Source organism: Mesorhizobium sp. B1-1-6, from assembly GCF_006443035.1.
In the GTDB taxonomy this organism is placed as follows: Bacteria; Pseudomonadota; Alphaproteobacteria; order Rhizobiales; family Rhizobiaceae; genus Mesorhizobium.
In genome coordinates this window covers 102174-120889 of the sequence record NZ_VFWR01000013.1, presented here as the reverse complement: position 1 = coordinate 120889, position 18716 = coordinate 102174, and the positions used below count along the sequence as shown (strand labels likewise).

The window sequence follows — 18716 nt, the reverse complement described above, 5'->3', positions numbered from 1 at the left end:
TCAAGACGTCTCGATGGCTGCGAAAGCATAATATTCCACGGCCGCGCAAAACGAAAACGGCGGAGATTTCTCTCCGCCGTTCAATGCATGGAAGCGTCGCCGCTCAGTTGTCGATGTCGGCGACCGCGGTGTCGGCGTTGCCATTGTCCGTCGGCGCCGCGACCACCTCGCCAGCGTCGGCATTGTCGTTGCCGCTGGTGATCTGGTCGGCATTGCCGCGCGGGCGGCGCGGACGCCTCGGACGACGGCTGGGACTAGTCTCCGCGGCCGTCTCATTGAGTTCGGCCTGGGCTGCGAGCCCGGCCGGCGACAGGTTCTCGAACAGCGGCGCCGCCTGCTCGACCGGCGCGGCGGATTCGGCTGGCGTGGCGACCTCGGCCTGTTCGGCCGTCTCGTTGCGCTGCTGCTGGGCACCCTGCTCGGCGGACGAACCATAATCGCCGCGCTGGCTGTTCTGGCCATAGCCGCCATTGGGGCGGCGGTCGCGATGGCGTCCGCCATTGTTGTCGCGGCCGCCACTGTTGCGCCCGCCATTATTATCACGATCGCGATTATCACGATCGCGGCCGTTTTCCCGGTTCAGCGCGACTTCGGCCGGCATGCCTTCGATAACCGGCTGCGGACCCGCGCCGTGGTTGATCACCGGAACCGGCGCATCCGCAACGTTGTTGCCGGCGTTGCCGGCATTGTCGAACTCGTCGCGATCCTCATCGCCATCATCGTCGAATTCGTCGCGATTCTGCTGGACGTTCTGGATCGGCATCTGCGCCTGCGCGGCGGCAATGATGCGATTATAGTGCTCGGCGTGCTGGAGATAGTTCTCCGCCATCACCCGGTCGCCGGAGCTTTGCGCATCACGGGCAAGGGTGGCGTACTTTTCAGCGATCTGCTGAGCAGACCCACGGATCTTCACGTCCGGGCCGTTGCTCTCGTAGTTGCGCGTCAGGGGATTTGGCCCCTTGCGGTTGTTGTTATTGTTGTTGTTGCCGCCGCCGCCATTGTTGTTGCGACCGCGCATGCGCCTGTTCTGCTGTTGTGGCCTCATTCGACTCTCTTCATATTGAAATTTTCGAAAACTCTTCACGAACGGTGGCGCTCATGCAGCCAGCCGTTTCGTTTCTTCACCGGCGTTCGCCCGCATCAATTGCGTTGGCGCCACGTGCCATCCTGTTCCGGTTACATCACTTGCCGGACGATTCCCGCACGAAGCTTGGGCGTCGTTTGCGCAAGAAGGCAGCTATTTCCAAGGAAAACCGAATCGCTAAGAGCACTGCCTGCTTCGTCTCATCCGGTTAACGCGACCCTAGCCGCATTCCCCGGCATTGCCAAGCGGTTTTTTTCGCACTGCGTCAAGGCTTTCCCCGTTGAAAGACAAGAACCCTGTCGTTTCCGCCGAGGTCGCCGAACGCACCAGCGACCGCATAGCCGGACGAGCGAAATATAGCGGTGACCTCGATGTGCTGTGTGTAGCCGATCTCGACCGCAATCCTGCTTCCGGCTTCTAGAAACTTAGCCGCCTCAGCGGCGATGACCCTGTAAGGGGCCAACCCATCCGCGCCGCCATCCAGGGCCAGGCGCGGGTCGAAATCCCGGACTTCATCCTGCAGATTTCCGATGTCCTCCGATCGTATATAGGGAGGGTTTGCGACAATTACATGGTATCGACCAGAAACTTTTTCAAACCAGTCGGACAGCAGCGCCGTGAACCGGTCGCCAAGCCCCAATTGCGCGGCATTGCGCGTTGCCGTCCTCAACGCCCCTTCCGAGAAGTCGACCCCGGTGGCAATCGCTGCCGGCACGGCGCTGAGCAGCGCCAGCGCGATGGCTCCGCTGCCGGTTCCCAGATCGAGGATGCGGCACTCGCCCTCGCGCATGACGGTTGCCCTGACAAAGGGCAGTATGGCCTCGACCAGCGTTTCGGTGTCGGGCCGCGGCTCGAGCGTTTCCGGCGACAGCGACAGCCGCAACCCGTAGAACTCCCGATAGCCCAGGATGCGGTGCACGGGCTCGCCGCCCGCGCGGCGCCTCAAGGCGCGGTCGATCTGGACAAGAGCGGCGGCATCGACCGCATGTTCGGGATCGGCAATGGCCTGCGTGCGGGTCGTACCTGAAAAGTGCTCCACGATCAGTCTTGCATCGAGCGCCGGATTATCGACCGCCGCCAAGCGCGCTCGCGCTGCCCGCAGCAGCGGCCCCAGCGCCTGGGGCAAAGGATCAGCCATCAAGACCGATATCGGCGAGCAGCTTCGACTGGTGATCGGCGATCAGAGCGTCGATGACTTCGTCGAGTTCGCCCATCATCACCCGGTCGAGCTTGTAGAGCGTCAGGTTGATGCGATGATCGGTGACGCGGCCTTGCGGAAAATTGTAGGTGCGGATGCGTTCCGAGCGGTCGCCGGAGCCGACCTGCGACTTGCGCGATTCCGAGCGCTCCTCATCGGCCTTGCTGCGTTCCAGGTCGTAGAGCCGGGCCCGCAGGATCTGCATGGCCTTGGCCCGGTTCTGGTGCTGCGATTTCTCCGCCTGCACCACCATGATGCCGGTCGGCAAATGGGTGATGCGCACTGCCGAATCGGTGGTGTTGACGTGCTGGCCGCCCGAGCCCGACGCGCGCATCGTGTCGATGCGGATGTCTTCGGCCCGGATGTCGATGTCGACTTCCTCCGCCTCCGGCAGCACGGCTACCGTCGCCGCCGAGGTGTGAATGCGTCCGCTGGCCTCGGTCGCGGGCACGCGCTGCACCCGGTGGACGCCGGACTCGAATTTCAGATGCGCGAAAACCCCCTTGCCGGAAACCGTGGCGATGATTTCCTTATAGCCGCCGGCATCGCCCTCGCTGGCCGATACCGTCTCGAACCGCCAGCCACGCGAAGCGGCATAGCGCTCATACATGCGAAACAGGTCGCCGGCGAACAATGCTGCCTCGTCGCCGCCGGTGCCGGCGCGGATTTCCAGGATGGCGTTCTTGTCGTCGGCCGCATCCCTGGGCAAGAGCAGGATCTGGATGTCCTTCTGCAACGCTTCGATGCGCTCTTCGACCTCCGGCAGGTCGGCCTCGGCGAGCGCTCGCATCTCGGCATCGGTGCCCTTGTCGGCGAGCATCGCCTCGAGATCGGCCTGTTCCTGCTCGGCCGCACGCAAGGCTCTGACCTTGGCCACCATCTCCTGGAGCTCGGCATATTCCGATGCCATCTTCACATAGGCATCCGGCGCCGGGCCGGCCGACATCTGTACTTCGAGCATCTCGAAACGCTTGACGACTTGATCCATGCGGTCGCGGGGAAGGGAGATCATTGTAAAGGTGCTATAACGGAATTGAGCGGTCGTCGGCAAAGGCCTGCAGCAGCGCCCGCATTGGCAGCCCCTGGACCGGCGCCATCAGATTGTCGTCGAAGAACGCTTTCAACGCCTCCAGCGGCAGTTCGGTCAGCATCGCCTTGACCGGACCGATCGAAGCGGGCGACATCGAGATAGAGCGGAAACCAAGGCCGACCAGCGCCATTGCCGAGATGGGCTTGCCGGCGAGTTCGCCGCAGAGTGTGACGGGCGTGTGGTTGCGGGCGCCGGCATCGGCGATGGTCTTGAGCACTCGCAGGAACGGCGTCGACAACGTGTCGAAGCGATCGGAAAGCTGCGTGTTGCCGCGGTCGACCGCCATCACGAACTGGAACAGGTCGTTCGAGCCGACCGAGACGAAGTCGACCGCCTTCATCAACTCGTCAAGCTGGAACAGGAGGGACGGCACCTCCAGCATTGCCCCGAGCTTGAGGCTGGTAGGCAAGTGATGGGCAAAGCGCGACAGATGCCGCACCTCGCGGTCGATGATTTCACGCGCTTGGGCGATCTCGCCGAGCTCGGTGACCATCGGCAGCATCAGCTTGAGCTCCCGCCCGCCGCAGGCTTTCAGCAGGGCGCGGATCTGGGTGCGCAGCAGTCCCGGACGGTCCAGCGTCAGGCGGATCGCCCGCCAGCCGAGCGCCGGGTTCTCTTCCTGGATGGCGCCTTTGAAATAGGGCAGCACCTTGTCGCCGCCGATATCGATGGTGCGGAAGGTCACCGGCTTGCCGCGCGCGGCATCGAGCACGTCGCGGTAGAGCCGCTCCTGCGCCTCGGCACGGGGAAAGGTCGAGGCGACCATGAACTGCAATTCGGTGCGGAACAGGCCGATCCCGGCGGCACCCGATTCGGCCAGTTGCGGCAGGTCGACGGCAAGCCCGGCATTCATCAAAAGGTCGACCGCAACGCCATCCTTGGTCACCGACGGCTTCTTGCGCAGTTCGCGGTAGACTTCCTGCCGGCGCGCCCGGAACCGCACCTTTTCGGCATAGGCGGCTTCGAGATCCGACTGCGGACGAAGATGGATCGCGCCTTCCTCGCCGTCGACGATGATGGCATCGCCGTTTTCCGCCATGGAAACGGCGCCCTTCATCTGCCCGGCGACGGGAATGCCCATGGCGCGCGCGACGATGACGACGTGGCTGGTGGCGGCGCCATCCTCGAGCACCAGTCCGCGCAATTTGTCCCGGGGGTAGTCGAGCAGTTCGGCGGCGCCCATCGAGCGGGCGACGATGATGGCATCCTTCGGCAGCGAGGCCGCGACATCATCAGGCCCGCGTCCCATCAGCTGGCGCAGAAGCCGGTTGGCGAGATCGTCGAAATCGCTCATCCGCTCGCGCAGATAAGGATCGGTCATATGCAGCATACGGGCGCGCATGTCGCTCTGTACCTTTTCGACCGCGGCTTCCGCCGTCAGGCCGTTGCGGATCGCCTCTTCCAGCCGCCGGACCCAGCCGCGGTCGTTGGCGAACATGCGGTAGGCTTCCAGCACCTGGCGATGCTCGCCCTCGAAGGCGACGTCGCGGCGCTCGAGCATGTCGTCGATGGAAAGCCTGAGCGAACCGAGCGATGCCTCGAGCCGGCGGACTTCCTCTTCGCTGTCCTCGTTGAACAGGTTGGTGACGACGATGCGCGGCTCGTGCAGCACGACATGACCGAGCCCGACGCCCTCGTTGAAGGACAGGCCGGTGAAGCTGACCGGGCGGCGCAGATCGAGCTCGAGGCCGGGCCGCGTCAGCCGCGCCAGATCGCCGGTGGCGATCATCTCGGCGATCACCATCGCGGTGGTTTCCAGCGCCTCGACCTCGTCGTCGCGGTAATGGCGCATGGTCTTGTTTTGCACCACCAGCACGCCCAGCGTGCGCCCTGCCCTGAGCACCGGCACGCCGAGGAAGGAATTGTAGATCTCTTCCCCGGTTTCCGGCAGGTAGGCGAAGGCCGGATGTTCCTGCGCATTGGACAGGTTGAGCGGCCGCGCGCTGGCGGCAATCGTGCCGACCAGGCCTTGCCCCAGCCTGAGCTGCGCCAGGTGCACCGCGTTCGGGTTCAGGCCTTCGGTGGCGTAGAGTTCGAGCACGGAATCGGCGCGCAGCACATAGAGCGAGCACACTTCGGCGACCATGTTGGAGGCGATGTCGCGCACGATGCGGTCGAGCCGCTCCTGCGGCTCCAGCGGCTCCTGCATGAGCTCGCGGAGCCGTTTCAGCAGAACGCGCGGGCCACTGGCCGGGTCACGCATCGCGGCTTCTTCTCCAATAGGCTTCTTGCCGGCGCAGTTTCGGCCGCCGCCGGCACGCACGCAACAACTGATTCAGTCTGCTACTGCTTATCCAGACCGTAGACGGAATGCAAAGTGCGAACCGCGAGTTCCGTGTAAGGACCGTCGATCAGTATCGAAATCTTGATCTCGGAGGTGGTGATGGCGCGGATGTTGATCGCCTTGTCGGCCAGCGCCTTGAAGGCGGTGGCGGCAACGCCGGCATGGCTTCTCATGCCGATGCCGATGACCGAGACCTTCGACATGCCGGCTTCCGACTGCACGACGTCATAGCCGACATCGGCCTTCAGCCGGTCGAGCACGGCCAGCGCTTTGTCCACGTCTCCGGAGGGCACCGTGAAGGTCATGTCGGTAAGCTTGCCGTCCTCGGAAATGTTCTGGACGATCATGTCTACGTTGATGTTGGCCTCGGCCAGCGGCCCGAAAATGCCGGCGGCAACGCCCGGTCGGTCGCCGACACGGCGCAGCGAAATCTGCGCCTCGTCCTTGGCATAGGCAATTCCGGTGACGACCTGCTGTTCCACGATCTCTTCCTCGTCGCAAATAAGCGTTCCGGGCGGATTGAGCAAATCCCCCATTCCGGGCGCGTCGGGATCGTCGAAGGACGACCGCACGAAGGTACGCACCCTGTGCACCATGGCAAGCTCGACCGAACGCACCTGCAGAACCTTGGCGCCGAGCGAGGCCATTTCAAGCATTTCCTCGAACGATATCTTGGCCAGCCGCCGCGCCTTCGGCTCGATGCGCGGATCGGTGGTGTAGACGCCGTCGACGTCGGTATAGATGTCGCAGCGGTCGGCTTTGACGGAGGCCGCGATCGCCACCGCGCTGGTGTCGGAGCCGCCACGACCAAGCGTTGCGATGCGGTTGTCCGGTCCGATGCCCTGGAAACCTGCGATGACGGCCACCTGGCCCTCGCCGAAGCGCTTGACCAGGAAAGCGCCGTCGATGTCGAGGATGCGTGCCGCGCCATGCGCGTTGTCGGTCTTGATCGGGATCTGCCAGCCCTGCCAGGAGCGGGCGTGCACGCCCATGTTCTGCAAGGTGATCGCCAGGAGGCCTGCCGTCACCTGCTCGCCGGACGCGACCACGGCATCATATTCGCGCGCGTCGTGCATCGGCGAGGCCTCGCGCGTCCAGCCGACCAGTTCGTTGGTCTTGCCGGCCATCGCCGAGACCACCACCGCCACCTCGTGACCGGCATCGACCTCCCGTTTGACGTGACGCGCCACATTGCGGATGCGGGCGATGTCGGCGACGGAGGTTCCGCCGAATTTCATCACGATGCGCGCCATGGAAGCGAAATGCCTTTGACTGAAGCCGGCTCTGCGCCGAAAACCGAGGAAAGCGCCCGGCTGGCGCCGGCCGCTGAATGCGCGGCCTCCTTAGCCAAAACATCCAGGCTTCGCAAGCGATGGCGCACAAGAAGGGCGCCACGTGCCTGCTGGACTGGAACTCCATTTTGCGCAGCGCCGCTACCGGCAAGGCTCTCAGAGCGGCGGACCTCAGCCCGGGCGGGCGACGCTCTTCCACAAATCCGGATAGTCGAGCACGAAGCCGAGTGGAGAGACCTCCAGAACCGCCTCATAGCCGAACGCCGGCGCGGCATAGGCGTAGCGGGCCGGGTCGAGGCGCCGGTAGGTCTGCTCGATCCGCGTCATTCTGAGCCCGGGAAAGGCCAGATAGGCGGCCGGCGCGGGCGTCGCTTCGCCGACGGCGAGCGCGAACCGGCGGATCGCCAGGAGGTTCGAAGCCGGCGTGAAGCCGAGATCGACGTCTATCAGGCCGGCCACCTCCGGCTGCGGCTCGCCATTCAGCGCCCAGGAGCCGTCGGCGCGGCGTTCGATCCCCAGGGAAAGCTCTTGCGGGCCGAGAAAGCGCTCGACCCGTGCCGAGCGCGTGTGCCAGCCGGCATCGCAATCCACCTCGTAGGCGATGCAACACGGCTTGTCGTCTTGCAGGAAGATGGCCTGCCCCTTCAGGCGGTGCCCGCCGGGCCGCTGCGAGAGCATGCAGGAATCGTGACCTTCAAGGTCGAGCCTGCGCCAAAGGATCGATGCGGTCTGAATCACGGCCATCTCCTTTTCTCAACACGATCTTCCCTTTTTCGCACGCCGCCGCTTTTTTGTTTCGGCCGAGGTGCTCCCTGAGCTGACACGTCCTGACAGGGCGCCGCCGGCAATAGAGGGCGCTTGTCGGCGGTGCCGGCCTCGCACTGTCAGCAGGCGAAAATGCAGCCTTGACTTTCCCTCCCCCACGCCCGACTTGCTAGCGTCCGAGGAGACCAATCGATGCCAGAGCCCCGACGATCGACGATCGATGCCGGAGAAGTGGAGCGCTTTTCCGCCCTTGCCGCCGAATGGTGGAACCCGAACGGCAAGTTCCGGCCGCTGCACAAGTTCAACCCCATCCGGCTTGCCTACATACGCGACCAGGTGGCAACGCGCTTCGGCCGCGATCCGCGCGCGGCACGGCCATTCGAGGGCCTGCGCTTTCTCGACATCGGTTGCGGCGGCGGCCTGCTGTGCGAGCCGATGGCGCGGCTTGGCGCCGAAGTGGTCGGCGCCGATGCTTCCGCCACCAATATCGAAGTGGCCAAATTGCACGCCGCCGAAGTTGGCGTGACGATCGACTACCGCGCCACCACGGCCGAGGACCTGGCCGACGCCGGCGAAAAATTCGACGTTATCCTCAATATGGAAGTGGTCGAGCATGTCGCCGACATCGGCCTGTTCGTCGCCAAATGCGGCGAGATGGTCAAGCCCGGCGGCATCATGTTCGTGGCCACGATCAACCGCACGCTGAAGGCGCTAGGGCTGGCCATCATCGGCGCCGAATATGTGCTGCGCTGGCTGCCGCGCGGCACTCATCAGTTCGGCAAGCTGGTGCGCCCGGAAGAGCTGGAAAAGGCGCTCAGCGGCGCCGGCCTGACCGTCATCGACCGCACCGGCGTCGTCTACCACCCGCTTGCCGACCGCTGGCAGCGGTCGAAAGACATGGACGTCAACTACATGGTGCTGGCGGAAAAGGGCACGGTCTGAACCGGCTCACGCCGCCTGACTCTGCGCCTTCGCGCTGGGCCGGCTTTGCGCCTTGGTGGTGATGAACACGCCGGCCGTGATGATGACAGCGCCTGCCCAGGTCAGCAGCTGATAGTGTTCGCCGAGGAAGATCGTGCCCGCGAACAGCCCGACGGCCGCCGCCACATAGCCGATCTGGCTGAGATAGACCGGGCCGCCCACCGCCTGCAGCCGGAAGAAGAAGGCAAACATTGCCGAAGCCGACGCCATCTGCGCGACGACCACAGGCGGTACCGCGCCCAGCGGAACAAACGCTTGCCAGCCGAAAAGCGTCAGGATGCCGAGGAGAAGCAAGGTCGCCGACGCCAGATGGCTGCCCACGGCAAGCTCGATCGGGCCGGTTCCTTCGGGCCAGTCGACGGTGCGGTAGATGTTGCCCGCGGCAAGGCTGACCGGGATCAGCAATCCGATCGTTACCCAGAAATAATCGGCCGGTTGGCCAGCTTCGCCGCGTGTGAGCGCGACCATGACCGCACCGATGAAGCCGACCGCAATGCCGATGACGCCGAGCAGGTTGGGGCGCCGAACGCCAAGCAAGATCGAGAACACGAGCGTGATCACCGGCGATAGCGTGAACATGATGCCCGTGTATCCCGCGCCGAGATGCGGGATGGCCGAAAACATCAAGAGGTTGGGAAAGGCATAGGACACCGCCGCCGTGACGAAGAAATAGCGCAGCTTGCGCGCCGTAAGCTTGATGCGCTCGCCACGCAGCAGGAGAGCCAGCAACAGCACGCCGCCGGCGCCGAGCGAGATGACGAAGGCCCAGACCATGGCTGGAACGCCGGCGGCGGTCGCAAGCTTGCCGAACGGCAGCGTGAGGCCAAGCAGGCCGCCCGTCACGACCAACAGGCCAAGCGCCGAATCCCAGAGAAATTTCATCTGATGGTCCTCGTCATCGTCGCCGGCACTTGGCCGCCACTTCATTTTCCGATAAGATAACGAAAAGATTCTTAACATCAAGATACATGGCAGAGTAGATGGACAGGGCGGCAAAGGCGATCGAACAATGGAACAGGGAGCGGCCGGACCTTGACGTCTCGCCGATGGGCGTGATCGGGCGGTTGAATGAAGCATCCTCGCTGATTGCCCGCGAGCGCCTCGCGCCGTTGTTTGCGCGCTATGGATTGCAGGCCGGCGAATTCGACGTGCTGGCGACGTTGCGCCGCTCGGGCGCGCCCTACGCGCTGACCCCGACCGCCCTTTACGAGGCGACGATGGTGACCTCGGGCGCCATGACCAACCGGCTCGACCGGCTCGAAACCTCAGGGTTGATCGTGCGCGGTCCGCGCCCCAATGACCGGCGCGGCATCGTCGTGCGGTTGACTGAAAAAGGTCTCGCTTTGATCGACGAGGCCGTTACGGCCCACGTCGCCAACGAGCACGAGATTCTTTCCGGCCTGACGCAAGCCGAACGGGAAACGCTTTCGCGCCTGCTTGAAAAATTGATCGGCAGCGTAAGCTGACCGCTCAGTTCCGATCCTCCGGAAACACCGGGATCGGCATGAACTCGACGCCGTCCTCGGCCAGACTCTTGGCCTCCTCCAGCGTCGCCTCGCCATAGATGCCGCGCGGGTCGGTCTCGCCGAAATGGATCTTGCGCGCTTCCTCGGCGAATTTGTCGCCGACGTAATCGGCATTCTCGCGAACCTTCTCGGCCATTGCCTTCAGCTGCGCCAGCGCCTGCTTCTGCGCCTCGCCCATGGCGAGCGCTATCGTTTCCTGCTTGCGCGCCGTCGACACGGCCGGCGCCATCAGGGCTTTCTCCACCTTGTGCGAGCCGCAGGTCGGGCAATCGACGAAGCCACGCTTCTTCTGCGTGTCGAAATCGTCATTGCTGCGGAACCAGCCCTCGAACTCGTGATCGTTTTCGCAGATCAGGGAGAAGCGGATCAAGAGGCCGCTCCCCTGAGACGCGATGCCTCGGACGAACCGGCATTGATAGCGAAATCCCGCGCATTTTTCAGATTGGGGATCTTCTTGCGAGCCGCCAGCGACTGCGCGGAGTCGATCTCGGCGACGATCACCGCCGGCTCATTGTGCGCCGCCTCCGCGATGACGCGGCCCCACGGATCGACGATCAGCGAATGGCCATAGGTTTCGCGGCCGTCCTCGTGAAGGCCGCCTTGCGCAGCGGCCACGACATAGGCGCCGTTCTCGATGGCGCGGGCCCTGAGCAGCACGTGCCAATGCGCCTCGCCGGTTTGGCGGGTGAAGGCGGCGGGCACGGAAAGCAGGTCGGCGCCGGCTAGCGCCTCGGCGCGGAACAGTTGCGGAAACCGCAGGTCATAACAGACGGCAAAGCCCAGCTTGGCGCCTTCGATGGTCGTGACGACCGCCTCCGTGCCGGGCTCGTAGGTCGCGGATTCGCGCCAGCTCTCGCCATTGTCGAGATCGACGTCGAACATATGGATCTTGTCATAGGAGGCGAGCGTGGCGCCGTCCGGACCGAACAGCAGCGCCCGGTTGGCGAGCTTGCCGTCGGCGCGCAGGATGGCGGTCGAGCCGATATGCAGGTGGACGCCAAGTTCGCGGGCCAGTCGGCGGGCGGTCCCGACGATGATGTCCTTGTCCTCTGAGGTGAAAGACGCGGCCTTCTTGTCACGCACCAGCGCTCCGGTCATTTCCGGTGTCTGGATGTAGCTCGCCCCCTGGCCGGCTGCCTCGCGCACCAGCCGCTCGAGCTCGATTGCGTTGCGCTCCGGCCTCTCCCCCGAACGCATCTGGATCGCGGCCGCCTTGAAAACACCCATCGTCATATCCTCAATTCGTCGAGCCATTGGCGAGCAACTTGTCCAGTCGGCCTTGCGCCTCCAGCTCGTGGAGGTCGTCGCAGCCGCCGACATGCGTGTCGCCGACGAAAATCTGCGGAAAGGTTGTGCGGCCATGGGCGCGCGAAATCATCTCCTGGCGCAGTTCCGGTGAAAACGACGCGTCATGCTCCGTATAGGCGATGCCCTTGCGCTCGAGCAGCCGCTTGGCGGCCGTGCAGTAGCCGCACATCATGCGTGTATAGATGGTGACGTCGACCATGACGAATTTCCACTGTTTGTTGCCGACTTATATAGTCGTGGACTCGTCGGCCCGAAAGTCCCCCGGCAGCACGCGTGCGAAGGTCAGCACGTCGACGGCGCCGGCCCCTGCTTTTTTCAGCGCCTTGCTGGCGGCGCGAACCGTGGCGCCCGTGGTGTAGACGTCGTCGATCAAAAGCACGCGGCGGCCGGCGATCTCGATTTCCGCTTCAGCAGGCACGCGAAAGGCGGCCCGCACATTCTCCTCGCGGTCCTTGCGCTCCAGCCCGACCTGCTGGCGCGTGAGCTTGACACGCCGCATGGCCGAGGGTGCGAAAGACAGGCCGCTGAGCTCGCAGACCGCCCTCGCCAATTCCGCCGACTGGTTGAACCGCCGCCTGAAGAAGCGGCGCCAGTGCAGCGGCACCGGCACCACCACATCCGCCTCGGCAATGAGGTCAGCGCCCGCGCGCAGCATCCAGCGCGCCATCCACGGCGCCAGGTCGGTGCGATCCTGGTACTTCAGCCCCTGCACCATCTGGCGGGCGACGCCGGAATAGGCGACGGCCGCCCGCGCCCGCTCGAAGGGCGGCGGATCGGCGATCGCCTCGGCGGACAGAAAGCCCTCGCCCATATGGTGGGTGAACGGCGTGCCCATCACCGGGCACCAGGGCCGCTCCAGGAGGCGCAACTTCGGCCAGCAGGCGCCGCACAGAACGCCGGGCTGCGAGACATGCCTGCGGCAGCCGGCGCAGACAGGCGGGAACAGGATGCGCGCCGGCCAGTTCGCCGCCGACCGTGCAAGGTTCCTGATGTCCAGAGGCTTGATCTTGGGCATGGGATCGGCCACGTGGTGGGTGCTGTGCGCCACTATATCAACTCCATCGGGGAATGGACAAACAAAGGATCTGCCCGTTTGCTGCCGATAATGGACACCTCACTGTGGCTGGCGCACAAGCGGCGCGCGCTCGATCATCCGGTCGGCGGCGCGGACTTCCTGATGCGGCGCAGTGCCGACGATCTTGCCGACCGGCTGGGTGCCGTGGAGCGCAGGTTTAGCAAGGCAGCGGTGCTGTTTTGCCAGACGTCGGCCGCAGCCGACATCCTCGCCGCGAGCGGCAAGGTGGCGGACATCGTCCGTGTCGAGGCGGATGCGGCTTTCCTGGGCGATTCCGCCGGCATGGTCGCGCCGCTGGAAACCGTGCCCTTCGAGCCGCAAAGCCTCGACCTGGCGGTGTCGCTTCTTTCGTTGCAGGCCATGAACGACATTCCCGGCATGCTGGTGCAGATCCGCCGTGCGCTGCGTCCGGACGGGCTTTTCCTCGGCGCCTTCGCCGGCGCCGGCACGCTCGGCGAATTGCGTGAAAGCCTGCTGGCGGCCGAGACCGAGCTTCACGGCGGCGCCAGCCCGCGCGTCATTCCGTTCACCGACGTTCGCGACGCGGGAGCGCTGCTGCAGCGCGCCGGCCTCGCTCTGCCGGTCGCCGATGTCGAGACGGTGACGGTGCGCTATGACAGTCTTTTCAACCTGATGGCCGATTTGCGCGCCATGGGCGAAACCAGCGCGCTTGCCGATCGCAGCCGGCGGCCGGGCACACGCCAGCTGTTCGCCCGCGCCGCGCAAATCTACGCCGAGCGGTTTTCGGATCCCGACGGCCGCATCCGCGCAAGCTTTTCGATGGTCTGGATGTCCGGCTGGGCGCCCGATGCATCGCAGCAAAAGCCGCTCGAGCCGGGTTCGGCCAAGATCTCGCTGAAGACTGTGTTGGAGCAGCCCAAGGGGCAATGACAGTGTCCGCGGACGCGGACAGCCAGATCAGGGTGCGAAAGCGTTGGCAAGCCTGCTGCCATTGTCGCTGAACAGCCAGGTGATCGCGTTGAAGACCTGGCTGATGCCGCCGACGATCGTCAGCGACAGTACGGCGACGATCAAGCCGTATTCGACGGCCGTGGCGCCCTTTTCATCGTTCAGGAAACGCAGCAGCACTGTTTTCATCACGTCGATCCCTCTTGCCGGAACCATACCGCCGACCTGTTAAGAAAGGTTAACGGCACAGGCTTAATAGGCGATGAAACCGCCGCCTCTGAAAATGTCTTGGACCCGATCAGCAGTCGCCGCTGGTCCGGCCGTCGGATCGGATGATGCAGACCGAATCGGGCTGCGGCTGAAGCACGCTGCGGCGCACCGTATAGGTATCGCGACGAGTGATCGAACCAGTGGCAGTCATGTCGAGACCGCTGGCAAAATTCCGAGCCGATTGCGAGCGCGTCTGGCTGTCGAGGAAGGGCGTTGCGATCAGGGCCAGCGCCACCGCGGCCGACCCGAACAGCAGCGTGACGCGCAGCACGCCCATGCCCGCATCCGCGGCGCGAAAACTGCGGTCGGGCCGGATCGAATCCCAATCCCTGTCTAGGCTCATGCTGTCGCTCCCCAGAAAATCGCCGGCACGGCCGCGACGAGGCAGCCTTGCATCAATTTTTCATGATGAGATAAATCTTCCATTAATGCTGGCTTATGCGCCCCGCAGCTCCGCTCAGCCACAGGCCGCTAGCGGTTCTGTTCGCCTACAGGAGGTCGATCAGGAACGGGATCAGCGGAGCGTCGGCCGGCGGCATCGGGTAGTCGCGCATCTGCCTGGGCCGCACCCATTTCAGCGCCTGCCCCTCCTTCGGCTGGGCGATGCCGCGAAAGCGGCGGCAGATGAAAAGCGGCATCAAAAGATGGAAATCGTCGTAGCTATGGCTGGCGAAGGTGAGCGGTGCCAGGCACGGGATGTCGGTCTCGATCCCGATCTCCTCATAGAGTTCGCGGATAAGGCATTGCTCCGGCGTCTCGCCGGGCTCGACCTTGCCGCCGGGAAACTCCCAGAGCCCGGCAAGCTGCTTGCCCTCGGGCCGCTGCGCCAGGAGCACGCGCCCGTCGGCGTCGACCAGGGCGCAGGCAGCGACCAGGAGCAGGCGCTTGCCGGCGATCGTCACATCATTCATGCCCGATTTCACCCATGAACAGGCGGCCGGCGGTAGTGGTAGCGATAGACCTCGTCGAAGCCGAGCGAATGATAGAGCGCCAGCGCCGGCACATTGCCGGCCTCGACCTGCAGCCAGGCTTCCCGCGCGCCGCGCAGCCGCGCCCATTTCAGCGCCGACAGGATCAGGTTGCGGCCGTGGCCCTTGTTGCGTGCCGACTTGTCGGTGGCGACCTCGAACAGGCCGGCGAGATCGCCGTCATGGACGCAGATCAGCGTGGCCAGTGGTTCCGCTCCAGCCTCGAGCGCGAACAGCCCGGCCTCGGGCTGGATGGCGCCGATGATCTCCGACAGGCCTGGCCGCAGCGACGCGTCCGAGCCGCTGACCTTGAGCGATGCGCCGATGAAGCGGCTGATGTCCTTCAACGGGATCTGGTCCATGGCGGCATCGAGCTGGGCATCGGCCAGCGGCAGCCGCATCACCAGCGATTCGTCGAACCGGCTCCAACCCTCGCGGTCGAGATGGCTGGCGAGATCCGGACCCGATAGCGGCGACATGCGGAAGGTCAGCGGCCTGCCATAGGCATCGAAACGACGGCTGGCGCGACCGATGCGGTCGGCGATGTGCTGGGTGTCGCCGGGGTCGAGCGGATTGACAGAATTCAGCCGCTTGGCCGGATGCCCGGCCGTCAGCCGCACCACCCAGGTGCCGTCATAATGGACTGCCGCCGCGGGCCAGGCGCGGAACCCGGCCGCCTCATAGCGGCGCACTGTCGCCAGCATGCTGGCCGGATGTTTGGAAACCAAGTCCGTCAGCTCCGGTAGTCGCCATTGATGGCGACGTATTCCTTGGTGAGGTCGCAGGTCCACACCGTCGCCTTGCCGCGGCCGATGCCGATATCGGCGCGGATGCGGATGTCGTCGCGCTTCATATACGCCGAGGTCGCTTCCTCCGAATAGGCCGGATCGCGCTCGCCCTCATGCGCCAGCCTGTTGTCGCCGAACCAGATCGACAGGCGGTCGCGGTCAGCCGGCTCGCCGGCCTTGCCGACGGCCATGACGACGCGGCCCCAATTGGCGTCCTCGCCGGCGACCGCCGTCTTGACCAGCGGCGAATTGGCGATCGAGAGCGCGATGCGCTTGGCCGAGCGCGCCGATTTCGCGCCGGTAACGGTGACTTCGACCTGCTTGCGGGCGCCCTCACCGTCGCGCACCACTTGCAGCGCCAGCGACTTCAGCACTTTGCCGAGCGCACGGCGGAACGCCCCCAGACGGGCATCCTTGGGATCGGTTACCTCCGGCGCGCCGCGTTTGGCGGCCTTTCCGGTGGCGAAGAGCAGCAGCGTGTCGCTGGTGGAGGTGTCGCTGTCGACGGTCACCGCGTTGAAGGTCTTGGCCGTGCCGCGCGACAGCAGATCCTGCAGCACGGGGGCAGCGATCGGCGCATCGGTGGCGACAAAGGACAGCATCGTGGCCATGTCGGGTGCGATCATGCCGGCGCCCTTGGAAATGCCGTTGATGGTGACATCGGTCTCGCCGAGCTTGACGGTCTGCGTCGCCACCTTCGGATAAGTGTCCGTGGTCATGATGGCCTTGGCCGCCTCGGTCCACAGGTCGGGCTTGCCGTTGCTGACCAGACCAGCCAGCAGATGGCTGAACTTGGTTGTGTCAAGCGGCTCGCCGATGACACCGGTCGAGGCCAGGAACACCTCGCCTGGCGTGCAGCCGGCAGCCTTGGCTGCCGCTTCGCCCGTCAGCGCGGTGGAGTCCCGGCCCTTCTTGCCGGTGAAGGCGTTGGCGTTGCCGGAATTGACGACGAGCACCCGGGCCTTGCCCGCGGCAAGGTTCTGCCGGCAGAAATCGACTGGCGCCGAGGGGCATTTCGACTTTGTGAACACGCCGGCGACCGCCGTGCCGGGCTCGAAGACCATAGCCAGAAGATCGGTGCGGTTCTTGTATTTTATCCCCGCTTCGGCGGTGGCGATGCGCACCCCCTCGATCTCAGGCATCTTGGGGTATTTCTTCGGCGCGAGCGGCGAAATCGTCGTGGACATGGAACCTCGGACGGGAAAAAACGGCGGAGAAACGCCGGTTTGCCCGATACGGCGCGCCCGCGCAAGGCGTTTTGGTGGCCGCGTGAGAACCGGAATTGGCCCTGACCGGTTCGCAGCCGGCTCCGTTGCAGTTCGTTGGCGCCGCCCTGCCCAGGTTGCGATCGTTGCGACTCGGTGCGGGCGCGCGGCCGGAGCTGGTCAGCACCGATGGCGGCCTGCGCATCGTGCGGGGGGACATGGCAGGCAAAATGTCTCCTGCCTCAGCCGTCAAGAACGGGCCGTTTCGTTTCATCGCCGGATCACTTATATTGCCGGCCTAAACCGACGGCGAGGGCGACAGGATGGCCGAAGTGGCGGATACGGCGCGTAAATCCATCGGTGCGCGGCGCAATCCCGACAGCGCGGAAGCCATTCTCGATGCCGCCGAGGCGGTGTTGGTCGAGGCCGGCTATGCCGGCTTCTCGATCGAGGCCGTGGCGCGGCGGGCGCGTGCCGGAAAGCCGACCATCTATCGCTGGTGGCCGAGCAAGGCCTCGCTGCTGCTGGAGGTCTACCAGCGCCAGAAACGCGTCGATGTTCCCGATACGGGAAGACTGGAAGAGGATCTCGTCGGCTTCCTCAAGAACCTGTTCGCGCACTGGCGCGAGACGTCGTCGGGCAGCGTGTTCAGGTCGCTGATCGCCGAGGCGCAGTCGGACGAAACGGCGGCCACGGCCCTTGCCGGCTATACCGGCGGGCGCCGGGCCCACACCGGCCAGATCATCGAGCGCGCCAAGGCAAGGGGCGAGGTCGCGGCCGATGTCGATCCGGCTGTGGCCGCCGACCTGGTGGCTTCTTATGCGTGGCGGCAGCTCCTGACCAACCGGCTCGACGAAGACGAGGCGACGATACGCAAGGTGGTCCGCTATCTCCTGCGAGGCATAGAGGGGCCCGACGGCTGAACTGACGCAACAAGGGCGCGGCGCCCTTTGGCCACCGCGCCCCTTTTTCGAAACCGTTCTGGTTTACTTGGCGCTTTCCAGCGTATCGACGGCCTTCTTCAAATTGGCGTCGGGAATTTCGACCTTGGCATCGGCGCGCAGCGACTTGACCAGCGCGAAATACTTGTCGCGGATGACCGCCTGCTTGGCCTGGTCCTTGACGTCGTCGAAGGCCGGCGGCTGCTTGGTGCGCTTGTCCTCGAGCTTGATCACATGCCAGCCGAACTGCGACTGCACCGGCTGCTCGGTGTATTTGCCGACCTCGAGCGCGAAAGCGGCCTTGTCGAATTCCGGCACCATCTGGCCAGGTCCGAACCAGCCGAGATCGCCGCCACTGGTCTTGCCGCTCGGATCCGAGGTGTGCTCGTTGGCGAGCTTCTGGAAATCGGCGCCGCCGTCGAGTTGCTTGATAATCGCCTCGGCCTCTTCCTTCGTCTTCACGAGGATGTGACGGGCATGCACCTCGTTGACCGGCGGCGTGTTGGCGATCTCCTGGTCGTAGCGGGCGCGGATCTCGGCGTCGGTGACCTTGTCAACGACGCCCTTCTCGACCATCTCGCCATGCAGCGCGCGCTGCTGCAGGAAGGCCATGCGGCGCTGGAAATCGGGATCCTTGTCGAGACCGGTCGAGACGGCCTGGGCGGCCATGACGCGGATCTCGATTGCGGCCGAAAGCGCCGCGGCGCGGCGTTGCTCGGCCGGGAGTTGCGCGAACTGCTGCGACAGCTCGCCTTCGGCAAGCACGAGATCTGCTTCGGTGAGGGGTTGGCCGTTGACGGTGGCAACCACTGTATTCGGATCGACCGGTGCCGCCGGTGCGGCCGGTGCCGCTGGTGGTGCCGGCTGGGCTGGTGCGGTTTCCTGCGCCATCAGCGGCGACAGGCAAAGAGCCGACAGGCCGACGGCCAGGCCGAGGCTGGCGAGCGACGCACGGCGGAACAACAAGGACATTAAGATGACTCCGATGAGGATGTGAAGGACGGGAGGCTTCCAGATCAGCCAGATTGTGGC

General features: G+C 65.0%; 21 protein-coding genes. 4 read left to right on the top strand and 17 right to left on the bottom strand.

Annotated elements, in window-relative coordinates:
- Window positions 1-103: 103 nt before the first annotated feature.
- From FJ979_RS24530 to FJ979_RS24505, 6 genes are all read right to left on the bottom strand, one after another.
- A complete protein-coding gene (locus FJ979_RS24530; protein WP_140560200.1) occupies window positions 104-1045 on the bottom strand; it encodes a DUF4167 domain-containing protein in 942 nt (313 codons plus the stop codon).
- 304 nt (window positions 1046-1349) lie between these two features.
- Complete coding sequence (gene prmC, locus FJ979_RS24525) at window positions 1350-2222, bottom strand: peptide chain release factor N(5)-glutamine methyltransferase (RefSeq protein WP_140500927.1); 873 nt, start codon at window positions 2220-2222, stop codon at window positions 1350-1352.
- Window positions 2215-3294, bottom strand: a complete 1080-nt coding sequence (gene prfA, locus FJ979_RS24520) for a peptide chain release factor 1 (protein WP_140584070.1) — start codon at window positions 3292-3294, stop codon at window positions 2215-2217. The genes prmC and prfA overlap by 8 nt, the downstream gene beginning before the upstream one ends.
- 10 nt (window positions 3295-3304) lie before the next feature.
- Window positions 3305-5575, bottom strand: a complete 2271-nt coding sequence (gene ptsP / locus FJ979_RS24515) for a phosphoenolpyruvate--protein phosphotransferase (protein ID WP_140558171.1) — start codon at window positions 5573-5575, stop codon at window positions 3305-3307.
- Between the two features lie 80 nt (window positions 5576-5655).
- The gene (locus FJ979_RS24510) at window positions 5656-6909 is read right to left on the bottom strand and encodes an aspartate kinase (protein ID WP_140500924.1); all 1254 of its coding nucleotides are present in this window, start codon (window positions 6907-6909) and stop codon (window positions 5656-5658) included.
- Window positions 6910-7119: 210 nt separating this feature from the next.
- The gene (locus tag FJ979_RS24505) at window positions 7120-7692 is read right to left on the bottom strand and encodes a putative glycolipid-binding domain-containing protein (RefSeq protein WP_140584069.1); all 573 of its coding nucleotides are present in this window, start codon (window positions 7690-7692) and stop codon (window positions 7120-7122) included.
- 213 nt (window positions 7693-7905) lie between these two features.
- Here FJ979_RS24505 and ubiG point away from each other — a divergent pair, with 213 nt between their 5' ends.
- Window positions 7906-8655, top strand: coding sequence for a bifunctional 2-polyprenyl-6-hydroxyphenol methylase/3-demethylubiquinol 3-O-methyltransferase UbiG (gene ubiG, locus FJ979_RS24500; RefSeq protein ID WP_140584067.1), 750 nt, complete (start codon window positions 7906-7908; stop codon window positions 8653-8655).
- A 6-nt stretch (window positions 8656-8661) separates the two neighbouring features.
- On the opposite strand, the gene FJ979_RS24495 is transcribed toward ubiG, so the two are convergent.
- The gene (locus FJ979_RS24495; RefSeq protein WP_140584066.1) at window positions 8662-9576 is read right to left on the bottom strand and encodes a DMT family transporter; all 915 of its coding nucleotides are present in this window, start codon (window positions 9574-9576) and stop codon (window positions 8662-8664) included.
- 98 nt (window positions 9577-9674) lie between these two features.
- On the opposite strand from FJ979_RS24495, the gene FJ979_RS24490 reads away from it, so the two are divergent.
- A complete protein-coding gene (locus tag FJ979_RS24490) occupies window positions 9675-10160 on the top strand; it encodes a MarR family transcriptional regulator (RefSeq protein ID WP_140584065.1) in 486 nt (161 codons plus the stop codon).
- A 4-nt stretch (window positions 10161-10164) separates the two neighbouring features.
- On the opposite strand, the gene FJ979_RS24485 is transcribed toward FJ979_RS24490, so the two are convergent.
- The 4 genes from FJ979_RS24485 to FJ979_RS24470 are packed head-to-tail and all read right to left on the bottom strand — an operon-like array spanning window position 10165 to window position 12555.
- Entirely contained in the window at window positions 10165-10590 is a 426-nt protein-coding gene (locus FJ979_RS24485; protein WP_140558163.1) for a DUF1178 family protein, read from the bottom strand.
- Entirely contained in the window at window positions 10587-11447 is an 861-nt protein-coding gene (locus FJ979_RS24480) for a carbon-nitrogen hydrolase family protein (RefSeq protein WP_140558162.1), read from the bottom strand. The genes FJ979_RS24485 and FJ979_RS24480 overlap by 4 nt, the downstream gene beginning before the upstream one ends.
- A 10-nt stretch (window positions 11448-11457) precedes the next feature.
- Window positions 11458-11727 (bottom strand): glutaredoxin 3, encoded by a 270-nt coding sequence (gene grxC, locus FJ979_RS24475; RefSeq protein WP_140500918.1) that lies wholly within the window; start codon window positions 11725-11727, stop codon window positions 11458-11460.
- A 27-nt stretch (window positions 11728-11754) separates the two neighbouring features.
- On the bottom strand, window positions 11755-12555 hold the full coding sequence (locus FJ979_RS24470; protein WP_140500963.1) for a ComF family protein: 801 nt from the start codon (window positions 12553-12555) through the stop codon (window positions 11755-11757).
- A gap of 66 nt (window positions 12556-12621) precedes the next feature.
- Here FJ979_RS24470 and FJ979_RS24465 point away from each other — a divergent pair, with 66 nt between their 5' ends.
- Window positions 12622-13494, top strand: a complete 873-nt coding sequence (locus FJ979_RS24465) for a methyltransferase domain-containing protein (protein WP_140584063.1) — start codon at window positions 12622-12624, stop codon at window positions 13492-13494.
- 27 nt (window positions 13495-13521) lie between these two features.
- Here the strand turns inward: FJ979_RS24465 and FJ979_RS24460 are convergent, their stop codons facing one another.
- From FJ979_RS24460 to argJ, 5 genes are all read right to left on the bottom strand, one after another.
- Window positions 13522-13701, bottom strand: coding sequence for a Flp family type IVb pilin (locus FJ979_RS24460; RefSeq protein ID WP_140500916.1), 180 nt, complete (start codon window positions 13699-13701; stop codon window positions 13522-13524).
- Between the two features lie 109 nt (window positions 13702-13810).
- Window positions 13811-14125, bottom strand: a complete 315-nt coding sequence (locus FJ979_RS24455) for a hypothetical protein (protein WP_140584062.1) — start codon at window positions 14123-14125, stop codon at window positions 13811-13813.
- Window positions 14126-14270: 145 nt separating this feature from the next.
- Window positions 14271-14693, bottom strand: a complete 423-nt coding sequence (locus FJ979_RS24450; protein ID WP_140525450.1) for a (deoxy)nucleoside triphosphate pyrophosphohydrolase — start codon at window positions 14691-14693, stop codon at window positions 14271-14273.
- A gap of 8 nt (window positions 14694-14701) precedes the next feature.
- Window positions 14702-15454, bottom strand: coding sequence for a GNAT family N-acetyltransferase (locus FJ979_RS24445; protein WP_140500961.1), 753 nt, complete (start codon window positions 15452-15454; stop codon window positions 14702-14704).
- 29 nt (window positions 15455-15483) lie between these two features.
- Entirely contained in the window at window positions 15484-16725 is a 1242-nt protein-coding gene (gene argJ / locus FJ979_RS24440; protein WP_140584060.1) for a bifunctional glutamate N-acetyltransferase/amino-acid acetyltransferase ArgJ, read from the bottom strand.
- A 341-nt stretch (window positions 16726-17066) separates the two neighbouring features.
- On the opposite strand from argJ, the gene FJ979_RS24435 reads away from it, so the two are divergent.
- Window positions 17067-17666 (top strand): TetR/AcrR family transcriptional regulator, encoded by a 600-nt coding sequence (locus FJ979_RS24435; protein ID WP_140584059.1) that lies wholly within the window; start codon window positions 17067-17069, stop codon window positions 17664-17666.
- Window positions 17667-17729: 63 nt separating this feature from the next.
- Here FJ979_RS24435 and FJ979_RS24430 read toward each other — a convergent pair whose 3' ends face one another.
- Window positions 17730-18656 carry a peptidylprolyl isomerase gene (locus FJ979_RS24430; RefSeq protein WP_140558156.1) on the bottom strand — a complete coding sequence of 309 codons (927 nt, stop codon included), beginning with the start codon at window positions 18654-18656 and terminating at the stop codon, window positions 17730-17732.
- Window positions 18657-18716 lie beyond the last annotated feature (60 nt).